The sequence below is a fragment of the Streptococcus danieliae genome (genome assembly GCF_009767945.1).
Lineage (GTDB): Bacteria > Bacillota > Bacilli > Lactobacillales > Streptococcaceae > Streptococcus > Streptococcus danieliae.
In genome coordinates this window covers 23,913-35,850 of sequence record NZ_WSRS01000007.1, presented here as the reverse complement: position 1 = coordinate 35,850, position 11,938 = coordinate 23,913, and the positions used below count along the sequence as shown (strand labels likewise).

The window sequence follows — 11,938 nt, the reverse complement described above, 5'->3', positions numbered from 1 at the left end:
TATGTCTTACCAGAATCCAAGTTAGGCCGTGCTCTCAAATACAGTTTGGATTATGAGTCCACATTCAAAACTGTACTGGAGGATGGACGTCTCGTTCTATCCAATAATTTGGCAGAAAGAGCAATCAAATCCTTAGTAATGGGGCGCAAGAATTGGTTGTTTTCCCAGAGTTTAGAGGGAGCAGAGTCTAGTGCGATTATTATGACTCTAATTGAGACAGCCAAACTCCACCAAGTGGACAGTGAAAAATATATAGTTTTCCTACTAGAACATTTACCAAACGAGGAGACTCTCGAAAAAAAGGAGGTTCTAGAGGCTTATTTACCATGGGCAAAACAAATACAAGAGCATTGTCGTTAAAGAAACCTCCAAGATTCAAAGCAAGCTGCTTACAATCTTGGAGGTTTTTTGATGTACCCTGTTATTGGGCGCTTACGCTTGTTTGTTCATTTTAGTTCTTTTTAGCGGCCTGTCGCATGGCTTCGATTTTTTCGGGGTCGGGTGTGACGCGTAGGGTGGTTTGTCCGGTATAGGTGACAAAGCCTGGGCGGGCACCTTTGGGTTTGTGGAGTTTTTTGATGGGCAACATGTCGACCTGGATGAGGTTGGAATGGCGGGCCTTGGAGTAGTAGGCGGCCAGTTCTGCGGCATCGGTTTTGATCTCATCCGAAGGGTTGGGGTTGTTGCTGATAACGACGTGGCTGCCAGGAATGTCCTTAGCGTGGAACCAGAGCTGGTCTTTTTTGGCTAACTTGAAGGTGAGTTCGTCGTTTTGTAGGTTATTACGGCCGACTAGAATGAGGGTTTCTTGGTCACTGGCCAGGTAGGTTTCCGGCTTTTGGCGACGAGCCCGCTTGTCTTGACGGCTGCGTTTGAAGAGGCCGGCGCTGACCAGTTCCTCGCGTAATTCCGGGAGGTCCTCCAGGCGGGCTTCCCCAAGCAGGAATTGGACGCCTTCAAGGTAGTGGGCCCATTCCTGACTTTCCAGGATTTGCTGCTGGAGATGGCGGATGGCTTCCTTGAGCTTTTGGTAGCGCTTGAAGTAGCGTTGAGCATTTTGGTTAGGCGTCAATGCCTTGTCTAAGCTAATGTGAATCGGCTCATCGGTATAGTAGTTGTGCAGGGTGACCTGCTCCTGGTCGTTGGGGACTTGATGCAGGTAGGTGGTCAGCAACTCTCCTTTTTGGCGGTAGCTTTCCGCTGTGTCGGTGTTGGCTAATTCTTTTTCCAATTTTTGAAGCTTGTCCAGCGTTTTTTTCAATTCCGAATCGACTCGCCGAATGAGCTCTCCGGCCTGCTGTTGGACGCGGTCTTTTTCGGCCTTTTCGGCAAAAAAGAAATCCAAGGTTGCTGATAAGGAAGGAAAGGTCTGCTCTAAAGAGTCTGGGAAAGGAATCGGAGCAAAAGATTTGGCTGTCAAACGTCCCTGACTCGGTGCCTGGAAAAAAGAACGGAAAGTCGCTAGCCGGCTATCGGAAGCTGCTTCTAAAGTGGCTTCTAAGGCTAGGGCTGTGTCCCGTCCGAGCCCTTGGAATTGTCCCTGGAGGTTTTTGGCCGTTAGATTATTGGTTTGTAGGAAGCCAAAGAGGTCTTGGTCTGCGATGGTAAAGGGATTGGCCCGGTCATCCGCCGGTGGCTGGATGGCCTGGGCTCCGGGTAGGATGGTCCGATAGGAATTTTGCCCAAAGCCGACATGTTTGATGGTCTCTAAGATTTTGTTTTGTTGCTGATCGATTAAGAGGATATTGCTGTGTTTGCCCATTAATTCGATATGCAAGAGGGCAGACTGGGAATCCCCAATTTCATCCTTGTTTTGGGTAGTAATTTGTAAGATACGGTCGTTTTCGACCTGCTGGATATCTTGAATGATGGCCCCTTGCAGGTATTTTCGGAGTACCATGATAAAGGTTGAGGGGTTGCTTGGGTTTTCAAAGGTCTGCTGGGTCAGTTGGATCCGGTTGAGGGTTGGGTGAACGGAAACGAGGAGTCGATGGGTTTTCCCTTGGGACCGGATTTGGAGCAGGAGCTCTTTTGCAAAAGGTTGATTAATTTTTTGAATGCGTCCGCCAATTAATTGAGCTGCTAGTTCTTGCTTCATATGGTGGAGAAAAAAACCGTCAAATGACATGAGAACCTCCTTGATTCTAGTCTTTTGATTATAGCAAAAAAAGCGCTAATAGAAAAAACTCTGACTTGACTTTTGGGCCTATCTTGCATAAACTGAGAGTAATTGAAAGGGTATTTATGAAAAATAAAGCATTATTGACGACTGTCGTGGCCTTGTTTGTTTTACTGGGGATCGGGATTGGTCAGGAGTTGGGCTGGTTGGGCTCGGCTCATCAAGATCAAGCCGCCAAGGCCAAATTAGGGGTTCTGCAATTTGTGAGCCATCCATCCTTGGACGAGATCTATCAAGGGGTCCAGGCTGGCCTTGAAGAAGCGGGCTATGGCGAGGATAAATTGGAGATCCAGTTCCTAAATGGTCAGGCTGACCAGAGTAAGCTGACCTTGATGAGCCAAGAATTGATTGAAGATGGGAATCAGGTGTTACTGGGAATTGCAACACCTGCTGTTCAGTCCCTGGCCAATGCCAGCAAAGATCTGCCGATCATCATGGGGGCGGTTTCGGATCCAGTTGGAGCTCGCTTGGTCGAAAATCCCAAGCAACCAGGTGGCCTGCTAACAGGGGTTTCAGACCAGAACCCAGCGGCCAAACAGGTGGCCTTGATTCGCTCGCTCACTCCGCGTGTGAAAAAGATCGGGGCTCTCTACTCAAGCGGTGAGGACAATTCCAAATCCCAGGTGTCAGAGTTTCAGGCAGCAGCTGCAGCAGTAGGCCTAGAGGTTGTGGAGCAGGCTGTTCCGTCAACCAATGAACTCAACCAGGCAGTTGGGGTTTTGGGCGGTAAAGTAGATGCCATTTGGGTCCCAATTGACAATACGATTGCCTCCGCCTTTTCGACAGTGGTTGCAGCCAATCAAACAGCTAAATTACCCCTCTATCCTAGTGCAACAGCTATGGTGGAAGCCGGTGGTTTAGCCTCAGTGGTGGTCGACCAATTTGAATTGGGCCGAGCAACCGGGAAAATGGCGGCGCGTGTCTTGCAAGGGGAAGATCCTGGACAGATTCCGGTTGAATTTTTCTCCCAAGGTAAACCTGTTCTTAATATGCAAGTTGCCAAGGAACTGGGGATTGTGATTCCCGAATCTATCCAGAAGGAAGCCCAGTTGGTGGGAACAGAGCAATAAACACTCGATTCATTTATAGGGAGTGAGACAGAACTAAATTTGAAAAAATTTAGTTTATTCGCTTTCTTAATTTCAGGCTCATGCTAAAAAGATCCACTGGATCTTTTTACTCTCACCCCCGCAAGGCTGATTAGGCCCTCTTCCGAGCTTAAAAAGCGAACGATTGGAGTTTGCTTCGCAAACAAGATTTGCTACTCTCTAACAGCATACAATGCTGTTAGACCCAATCAGCTACTGCGTCAAAGGTATTTTGTTATACAAAGTCAATGAGGCTAGACTTTTGTCCCAGCCTCGTTTTTTATACTCAAAAAACCTCAGTCTGTCATGGTACGACGGACTGAGGTTTGAGGATGCACCTGTTATCCAAGGTTAATAGCATTGGGAAATTTAGATGATATCTGACCTGTGTCCGACTTGTTTAGGGAAGTAAGTTATAAGGGGGACACAGATAGAGAGGCGGGATAACAGGAAACATCAGGTTAGCTATTATTGAAAGTTTTGGTTGTTCATTGGAATCATTTCTTTCAATAATCTATATTCAGTATACTATATTCAGTATACTATATTTTCTGGAAATCTACAATAATTTTAAGGGTGTATTTCTTAGTCAAAGAATTGATAGTAGTCCTGCAGGCTGAGTTGGGCTTTTTCTTCTTGCTGGAGGTCTTTGATGATTTGTCCATTTTTAAGAATGAGGAGGCGATTTCCATACTGGAGGGCATCTTCCATACTGTGGGTAATCATGAGGCTGGTGAGCTTCATCTCCTCAACAAACTGTTGGGTCAACTTCATCAAGTCCTTGCTGGTTTTGGGATCCAGGGCAGCGGTGTGCTCATCGAGCAGGAGCAGGTCCGGTTTTTTTAAGGTCGCCATGAGGAGACTAAGGGCCTGGCGTTGACCGCCCGATAGGCTTTGGACTTCGGTATCCAGATGATTTTCCAAGCCATTGGGAATTTTTTTCAAGAGATTCTTGAAATAGTCCAATTTTTCCTTGAGTTGGCGTGGACTTAAATCACGCTTCTCGCCACGGTAATAGGCAATCAACATATTTTCAGCTAGGGTCATCCGCGGAGCCGTCCCCATTTTCGGATCCTGGAAAACGCGGGCAATAAATTGGGCGCGCTTGGCAGGACTCCAGTTGGTTACATCGGTATCGTGGATGAGGATCCGGCCCTCGGTTAGGGGCAGGGTACCGGCAATTACATTAAAGAGGGTGGATTTACCAGCCCCATTCCCACCCAAGACGGTGATAAAATCCCCTTCATAGATGGTCAAGGAGACATGATCCAGGATAACCCGTTCTTCCTCTAGTCCATTTTGAATGACCTTAGTGGCATCTTGTAGTTCAATAATTTTTTTCATGCGTTTAATCGAACTCCTTTCAAAATGGATTTTCGAAGTTGGGGTACAATGAGGCAGAAAGCCAAAATAAGGGCATTGTAGAGGCGAAGATAGTTGGTGTTGAAACCAAGCGCTAGAACCACCCAGATGAGGAGCTGGTAAAGAACGGCCCCCACTCCAATTGAAATCAACCGCTCTGGCAGACTGACATTCTTGAATAAGACTTCACCGATGATGATGCTGGCCAGGCCAATAACGATAATCCCAATCCCCCGAGAGATATCTGCGTAGCCTTCCTGCTGTGCTACCAAGGCACCAGCCAAACCAATCATGGCATTAGAAATAACCAAGCCCATGACCTCCATCCGAGGTGTTTCAATCCCAAAGCTCTGTGCCATGTCAGGATTGTCACCAGTGGCGATAAAGGCTTGTCCCAAGCGCGAGTTGAGGAAATAAATAATCAAGGTTAGAAGAAGGCTAAAGACCAGAAGCCCTAAAACGACATTGTTAATCCGATCTGTAAAGGGTAGCCAGGATTGTAGCAGGACCTGATTGAGCAATCCCAAATTGGATCGGCCCATGACCATTAGCATAATCGAATGGCAGGAAGTCATGACTAAAATTCCGGCGAGAATAATGGGAATCCGGCCCTTGGTGTAGAGCATGCCTGTGGTAAAACCGGCCAAGGCACCTGCTCCCGCAGCAGCTAGACTGGCGAGCAGGGGATTGACACCGGCGGTGATCAAGCTGACAGCAACTGCTCCTCCAAGGGGGAAGCTGCCTTCGGTGGTCATGTCCGGGAATTTAAGAATCCGGAAGGTGAGGTAGAGACCGATTCCCAAAACGGCCCACAACAAACCTTGTGAGATAACTGATAGAATCATCGACTGGACCTTTCATTTTAATCTGTTACCATTGTACCAAAAAGGAAGCCTCTAAGGTGGATGGTCTGTCTAATTCTTTCACAAATAGGAGGAGATTCGATTTACTGTGGCTTAAAACTAGGGACTGGCTATGGTGAGGAGTAGAATTAGTATTAGAAAAAAAGGGTAAATTGTAGTATAATGAATAAGTTCATCACAGGGTGAAATAACGACAAAATATGAAAAATCTATTCAAAGGAGGATTTATGTCAGACATTAAAATTACGGCTCTTGGTGGAGTTCGTGAAAACGGAAAGAACTTTTACTGGGCAGAAATTGATGACGCCATCTTTATTCTCGACGCGGGACTGAAATATCCGGAAAATGAGCAACTCGGGGTAGATGTGGTGATTCCGAATTTGGAATACCTGATTGAGAATCGCAACCGAATTGCGGGTGTTTTCCTAACCCATGGCCATGCGGATGCGATTGGTGCTCTTCCTTACTTGTTGGCAGAAGTGCAGGTTCCAGTTTTTGGGTCTGAATTAACCATTGAGTTGGCGAAACTGTTTGTCAAACGCAATGAGCGTGTCAAGAAGTTCAATGACTACCACATCATTGACGAGGATACCGAGATTGATTTTGGCCAGGCGACGGTTTCCTTCTTCCGAACAACCCATTCGATTCCAGAGAGTCTGGGAATTGTCCTGAAGACCGATCAGGGACAGATTGTTTATACGGGCGATTTTAAATTTGATCAGGCAGTCAGTGCTGCCTATGGGACGGACTTTGGTCGTTTGGCGGAAATTGGTAAAGAAGGGGTCCTGGCCCTCTTAAGTGACTCTGCTAACGCAGATTCCAGCCAACAAGTGGCGAGTTACAGTGAAGTGGGTGAGGAAATTTCTCAGACCATCGCGGATTGGGAAGGTCGGATTATTGTGGCAGCGGTTGCCAGCAATCTGTCCCGTATCCAACAGGTTTTTGATGCTGCCCTGGAGACTGGCCGTAAGGTCGTCTTGACCGGTTTTGACATTGAAAATATTGTCCGGACTGCGATTCGTTTGAAAAAGTTAACCTTGGAAGATGATAAAATCTTGGTCAAGCCCAAGGATATGGGTCAATATGCGTCAGAGGATTTGATTATCCTGGAAACAGGTCGGATGGGAGAGCCAATCAATGGCCTCCAGAAAATGGCTCAGGGCCGCCATCGCTATGTTGAAATCACTGATGGGGACCTCGTTTACATTGTAACAACGCCTTCTGTTGCCAAGGAAGCGGTTGTGGCTCGGGTGGAAAATATGATCTACCAAGCTGGTGGCGTGGTTCGGGTTATTACCCAGCACTTGCGCGTGTCTGGTCATGCTAACTCACGTGACCTACAACTCATGCTCAGCTTGTTGAAACCGCGATACCTCTTCCCTGTTCAAGGAGAGTACCGCGATTTGGTCGCCCATGCCAAAGCAGCTATGGAGTTTGGGATGTCCTCTGATCAGATTTTCTTAATGAAAAAAGGTGATCAAATGGAGTGGGACGGCCAAGACTTTGTCTTTGCAGGATCAATTCCGGCGGCTGATGTGTTGATTGATGGGAATGCCATTGGTGATGTCGGAAATGTGGTACTCCGAGACCGGAAGGTCTTGTCGGAAGACGGGATTTTTATTGTTGCGATTACAGTCAATCGTAAGCAGAAGAAGATTGTTGCCAAGGCTAAGGTCCACACACGTGGGTTTGTCTATGTCAAGAAGAGTCGGGATATCTTACGGGAATCGGCTGAGTTGGTCAATAAAACAGTGGAAGAATATTTGAGCCAGCCAAACTTTGACTGGGCTGAATTAAAAGGAGCGGTGCGAGATAACTTGTCCAAATATCTCTTTGAGCAAAGCAAGCGCCGTCCAGCAGTCTTACCGGTTGTGATGGAAGTGAAATAGGAGTACTTGGATGGCCTTACTAACGCTGGATTATAAATCAGAAGTTTTATCGATGAGCATGACGCTAAAGCTGCTCTACCCAGAAAAGGCTTTGTATGCTACAGAAGTAGAGGACATTCCAGTCCTCTATCTTTTGCATGGAATGAGTGGGGATGTGAATACCTGGATGCGGCGAACCAGTATTGAGCGCTATGTCAAGGACACTAATCTAGCTCTTGTGTTTTTGGATACCCATGATGGCTGGTACAGCAATACCCATTCTGGTTACAGGTATTTTGACGCCTTTACTCAGGAAGTGCCAGAACTTCTAGCCAATCTCTTTCCCAAGCTTTCCCGGAAGCGGTCGAAAACCTTTGTGGCAGGTCTATCAATGGGCGGCTATGGGGCACTGAAATTGGCCTTGCTGACCAATCGTTTTTCCCATGCAGCTAGCCTGTCGGGAGCCTTGGATTTTCAAGATTTGGAACCTTTGGTGGATGATTTTAGAGGTTTGACCTACTGGCGAGGAGTCTTTGGGGATCAGATTTTTGGAAAAGATCAGCCGGATGATCTGGTAACCTGGTTGGACCAGGCCGATCGCAAGACCAAATTGTTTGCCTGGTGTGGGGAGCAGGATTTTCTCTTTCCAGCTAATCAGCGGGCTCAAGTACTCTTGGAGGAAGCTGGTTTTGAGTTGACCTTTACCTCCAGTCCTGGAAAACACGAATGGTATTACTGGGATCAACAGATTCAAGAGGTGCTCAAATGGCTGCCGATTGATTACCAGGAAGAGGAGCGTTTGAGTTAAGCATTTTTTTAGCCTTCTTCTCTATACTAGGAGGTCAAGGAGGTAGAAATTTGTTTCTTATTCGTTTTATTTGGAGAATTGTCTCCACCATCCTCCGTTTGTTGTTCGGTTTGGTGAGGTTGTTTGTGTGGACGGTTAGTCTGGCTTTGATTTTGTTCTTTGTGGGACAGTGGATGACGGGTGGACAGCTGAGCCAAGTTCCAGTGTCGAGTTACTTGACGGAACTTCCCCAACGTTTTTTAAACAACCCGACAGAAATCCCAACCGATTTGGTAACTTCTCAGTCAGATCAACGCCATCGCTGGGATCAAAACCAAGCCTTGGTTTATATTTCCACAGAAGATAGCACCATGGTCTCTGCCTATCGAGATGCCATGCGCCAGTGGAATCAGACCGGAGTTTTTCAATTTATTGAGACGGACGATGCCAGTCTGGCGCAAATCGAAGCTGGTGTTTATGTCGATTCCCAGGTCTCTGCAGCTGGTGAGACGAAGTCGCAAACCAATCTTTTAACCAATCGGCTAAACAAGGCCAAGGTGGGCCTCAATGCCCACTACCTATCCAATCCCTATTATGGTTACAGTTATGAGCGGGTAGTCAATACCGCGGCTCATGAATTAGGGCACGCCATTGGTTTGGACCATACCAATGAAGAATCAGTCATGCAACCAGCAGGCTCCTTCTATTCGATTCAAGCTAGGGATATTGAAGTCGTCCGGCAACTCTATCAAGATCAATGATGTCGCAAAGACTTGGGAAAAGCTCCCAGGTCTTTTGTCTTTCTGCTATAATAGACTTATGATTATTATGCAAGCAAGTAAGGTGGAGCGTTCCTTTGCAGGTGACGTTCTCTTTCAAAATATAACCTTTCAAATTGGTGACCGGGACCGAATCGCCTTAGTTGGGCGTAATGGTGCCGGTAAGTCGACCTTGTTAAAAATTTTAGTAGGGGTCGAGGAAGCAAGCGCGGGTGAGATCAGTCGCAAAAAGGACCTCTCCCTGTCCTACCTGTCCCAGACATCTTCCTTGGATTCCAACTTGTCTATCTATGATGAAATGCTCAAGGTTTTTGCAGACTTGCGGCAGGATGAGCAGACCCTCCGGAACTTAGAAGCCCAGATGGGCCAGGTGACGGGAGCTGAGCTGAGTGCCTTGATGAGTCGCTATGACCAGTTGTCGGAGGACTTTCGTCAGGTAGGTGGTTTTCAGTACGAGGCCAAAATCCGCTCCATCCTCAATGGTTTTCAATTTGATGAAAGCATGTGGCCTATGTCTATTTCAGACCTCTCTGGAGGGCAAAAGACCCGTTTGGCCCTGGCTAAAATGTTGCTGGAAGAGCCGCAGCTCTTGGTTTTGGACGAGCCAACCAACCACCTGGATATTGAAAGTATTGCCTGGTTGGAAAACTACCTGGCCAACTATCAGGGAGCCCTTTTGATTGTCAGTCATGACCGCTATTTCTTGGACAAGGTGGCGACTATCACCTGGGATTTACGTCCCAATGCCCTGGATCGTTATGTAGGCAACTACTCGCATTTTGTTGACGAGAAGGCGCAGCGGTTGGAAACCCAACGCAAAGAGTACGAGAAGCAGCAAAAGGAAATTGCAGCTCTGGAAGACTTTGTAGCTAAAAACTTGGTGCGAGCTTCGACAACCAAGCGGGCCCAATCCCGCCGGAAGAAATTGGAAAAAATGGAGCGTCTGGATAAACCAGGTGGCCAGGAAAAAGCGGCAGCGATTGCCTTTCCGATTGAGCGTTCCTCTGGGAATGTGGTTTTGACAGTCGAAGGTGCGGCGATTGGCTATGAGGCCCAGGTCCTATCGCAGCCTATTTCGATGGATTTACGGAAGTATACGGCCTTGGCCATCGTTGGTCCCAATGGGGTGGGGAAAACAACTCTCTTGAAATCCTTAAAAGGTGATTTGCCTTTTATCCAGGGACAGGCCCGGTTAGGAACCAATGTTGATTTTGGTTATTATGACCAGAATCAGGAAGCCTTAAATGCTCGGAATACGATTTTGGATGAGCTTTGGAATGATTTTCCACAATTGCCAGAAGTGGATATCCGCAACCGGCTTGGCGCCTTTCTCTTTTCAGGAGATGATGTCCAGAAAACAGTGGGGATGCTTTCGGGGGGTGAACGGTCACGGTTGCTTTTGGCCAAACTTTCCATGGAAAAAAACAATTTCCTAGTCCTGGATGAACCGACCAACCATTTGGACATCGAGAGCAAAGAAGCCTTGGAACAGGCTCTGATTGATTTTGAGGGAACCCTTCTCTTTGTCAGTCATGACCGTTATTTCATTAACCGGATTGCGGATCAGGTTTTGGAGTTGAGTCCAGACGGTTCCCGCCTTTTCCTAGGAGATTATGATTACTATCTGGAGAAGAAAAAGGAATTAGAGGAGTTGGCTCAAGAGGTCGAATCGGAGACGCCTGTGACCCAGGAGGTTTCCAATCTTTCCTATGAGCAGCAAAAGGAGAATCAGAAGGAGCTCCGCAAGCGTCAACGTCGGATTGAGGAATTGGAGCGACGCTTAGAGGAGTTGAGTCAGCTACAGACTGAGATTCAAGAAAGTATGTTGGCAAGCAATGATCCTGATCAGCTGATCCAGCTTCAGGAAAGTTTGGAACAGGCCCAGGCAGAAGAAGAAGAAGCCCTAGAAGAGTGGGCAGAATTAGAAGAATAAGTAAAAAATAACCAGTCGCAGGGCGACTGGTTATTTTGTTTCTGGGAGCTGTTGGGGCTCTGGGCTACTGTTTTTCTTGTCCTTCTTTTTCTTTTTGCTGGGGCGGCTGTAGAGGAGGGTGACTAGAGCGCCGAGGATAAAGGAAAAGAGGATCACCAAAATCAAGGGCAATTGGACCCTGGTAATTAGGAAGGAGACTTCGACTTCTTGAATGTTGCTGATGGAGAGCAGGGCAATCAAGAGAACAGAAAGCAGGGATAGGTAGTAACGAAATTTCATAAAAGCTCCTAGTTGCTAAATTCAGCCTTAGATTTGGTATCACTGAATTCTTGAGAGGATTCAAGGCTAAGAATGTCTTCGAAGCTGGCGAATTGGATATCTGGATATTTCTGTTTGAGGGCTGTGGTAACCATCCGATAGGCTAGGTTGGCATTCCGAGAGAGGATGGGACCGTGGAAGTAGGAACCATAGACATTGTGGTAGTGAACCCCTTCACCATTCTTGGTCTCATTATTGCCGTTGCCATAAACAATCTTGCCGAGCGGCTTTTCATCATCAGCCAGGAAGGTCCTGCCTTGATGGTTTTCAAATCCATAATAGGTTTCATTGAATTCTTCATTATGGATTTTGATATCTCCGATAAAGCGGTTGTTTTCTTGGTTTAAGGTATAGTGGCCCATGACCCCGATCCCTTCGATCCGTCGCCCAGAGACTTCGATGTAGTATTGGCCGAGGAGTTGGAAACCGCCACAGATAGCCAAGACTACCCCTTCCTTATCGTGGATAAAACGGTCAATTCCATCCCGTTTGAGGGGAAGGTCCTTGGAAACAATCGATTGCTCGTAATCCTGACCACCACCAAAAAAGACGATATCATAATCTTCTTCATGGAAGGGGTCATCCAGGGAGACAATTTCAATTGTTGCGGCAGCCCCTAGCTTTTCGGACACATATTTGAGCATGAGGATATTGCCATTATCGCCATAGGTGTTCATCAAATCGCCGTAGAGATGGGCAATCCGGATTTGATAGGGATAGTTTTGGGGATTGGCAGTTTGTAAAGAAACGTAGGTCATTAA

Annotated in this window: 11 protein-coding genes; 6 read left to right on the top strand and 5 right to left on the bottom strand. The window is 47.0% G+C overall.

Going from position 1 to position 11,938, the window contains the following annotated elements:
- Positions 1 to 360, top strand: a 360-nt coding sequence (locus E5983_RS01620) for an IS66 family transposase (RefSeq protein ID WP_160332181.1), incomplete at its 5' end; no start/stop codon positions are given.
- 91 nt (positions 361 to 451) lie between these two features.
- On the opposite strand, the gene E5983_RS01615 is transcribed toward E5983_RS01620, so the two are convergent.
- Complete coding sequence (locus E5983_RS01615; RefSeq protein WP_160332180.1) at positions 452 to 2,128, bottom strand: Rqc2 family fibronectin-binding protein; 1,677 nt, start codon at positions 2,126 to 2,128, stop codon at positions 452 to 454.
- Between the two features lie 116 nt (positions 2,129 to 2,244).
- On the opposite strand from E5983_RS01615, the gene trpX reads away from it, so the two are divergent.
- Complete coding sequence (trpX, locus tag E5983_RS01610) at positions 2,245 to 3,249, top strand: tryptophan ABC transporter substrate-binding protein (protein WP_160332179.1); 1,005 nt, start codon at positions 2,245 to 2,247, stop codon at positions 3,247 to 3,249.
- Positions 3,250 to 3,852: 603 nt separating this feature from the next.
- Here the strand turns inward: trpX and E5983_RS01605 are convergent.
- Together E5983_RS01605 and E5983_RS01600 are read right to left on the bottom strand one after the other, a co-directional pair.
- Entirely contained in the window at positions 3,853 to 4,611 is a 759-nt protein-coding gene (locus E5983_RS01605; protein WP_160332178.1) for an ABC transporter ATP-binding protein, read from the bottom strand.
- Complete coding sequence (locus E5983_RS01600) at positions 4,608 to 5,474, bottom strand: ABC transporter permease (protein ID WP_160332177.1); 867 nt, start codon at positions 5,472 to 5,474, stop codon at positions 4,608 to 4,610. The genes E5983_RS01605 and E5983_RS01600 overlap by 4 nt, the downstream gene beginning before the upstream one ends.
- A 245-nt stretch (positions 5,475 to 5,719) precedes the next feature.
- On the opposite strand from E5983_RS01600, the gene E5983_RS01595 reads away from it, so the two are divergent.
- Genes E5983_RS01595 through E5983_RS01580 form a run of 4 tightly spaced genes read left to right on the top strand, consistent with a single transcriptional unit; the run spans position 5,720 to position 10,859 of the window.
- Positions 5,720 to 7,381, top strand: a complete 1,662-nt coding sequence (locus E5983_RS01595; protein WP_160332176.1) for a ribonuclease J — start codon at positions 5,720 to 5,722, stop codon at positions 7,379 to 7,381.
- A 10-nt stretch (positions 7,382 to 7,391) separates the two neighbouring features.
- Entirely contained in the window at positions 7,392 to 8,168 is a 777-nt protein-coding gene (locus tag E5983_RS01590) for an alpha/beta hydrolase (RefSeq protein WP_160332175.1), read from the top strand.
- A gap of 50 nt (positions 8,169 to 8,218) precedes the next feature.
- Positions 8,219 to 8,908, top strand: coding sequence for a matrixin family metalloprotease (locus E5983_RS01585; RefSeq protein WP_202056295.1), 690 nt, complete (start codon positions 8,219 to 8,221; stop codon positions 8,906 to 8,908).
- 58 nt (positions 8,909 to 8,966) lie between these two features.
- On the top strand, positions 8,967 to 10,859 hold the full coding sequence (locus tag E5983_RS01580; RefSeq protein ID WP_160332174.1) for an ABC-F family ATP-binding cassette domain-containing protein: 1,893 nt from the start codon (positions 8,967 to 8,969) through the stop codon (positions 10,857 to 10,859).
- A gap of 30 nt (positions 10,860 to 10,889) precedes the next feature.
- Here the strand turns inward: E5983_RS01580 and E5983_RS01575 are convergent, their stop codons facing one another.
- Positions 10,890 to 11,138 carry a lipopolysaccharide assembly protein LapA domain-containing protein gene (locus E5983_RS01575; protein ID WP_160332173.1) on the bottom strand — a complete coding sequence of 83 codons (249 nt, stop codon included), beginning with the start codon at positions 11,136 to 11,138 and terminating at the stop codon, positions 10,890 to 10,892.
- 8 nt (positions 11,139 to 11,146) lie between these two features.
- Positions 11,147 to 11,935 (bottom strand): lipid II isoglutaminyl synthase subunit GatD, encoded by a 789-nt coding sequence (gene gatD / locus E5983_RS01570; RefSeq protein WP_160332172.1) that lies wholly within the window; start codon positions 11,933 to 11,935, stop codon positions 11,147 to 11,149.
- Between the last annotated feature and the right edge of the window lie 3 nt (positions 11,936 to 11,938).

Coding starts and splice junctions, on each gene's coding strand:
- E5983_RS01595 (WP_160332176.1), top strand. CDS start 5,720: ATGTCAGACATTAAAATTACGGCTCTTGGTGGAGTTCGTGAAAACGGA.
- E5983_RS01605 (WP_160332178.1), bottom strand. CDS start 4,611: ATGAAAAAAATTATTGAACTACAAGATGCCACTAAGGTCATTCAAAAT.
- E5983_RS01580 (WP_160332174.1), top strand. CDS start 8,967: ATGATTATTATGCAAGCAAGTAAGGTGGAGCGTTCCTTTGCAGGTGAC.
- E5983_RS01590 (WP_160332175.1), top strand. CDS start 7,392: ATGGCCTTACTAACGCTGGATTATAAATCAGAAGTTTTATCGATGAGC.
- E5983_RS01575 (WP_160332173.1), bottom strand. CDS start 11,138: ATGAAATTTCGTTACTACCTATCCCTGCTTTCTGTTCTCTTGATTGCC.
- trpX (WP_160332179.1), top strand. CDS start 2,245: ATGAAAAATAAAGCATTATTGACGACTGTCGTGGCCTTGTTTGTTTTA.
- gatD (WP_160332172.1), bottom strand. CDS start 11,935: ATGACCTACGTTTCTTTACAAACTGCCAATCCCCAAAACTATCCCTAT.
- E5983_RS01600 (WP_160332177.1), bottom strand. CDS start 5,474: ATGATTCTATCAGTTATCTCACAAGGTTTGTTGTGGGCCGTTTTGGGA.
- E5983_RS01615 (WP_160332180.1), bottom strand. CDS start 2,128: ATGTCATTTGACGGTTTTTTTCTCCACCATATGAAGCAAGAACTAGCA.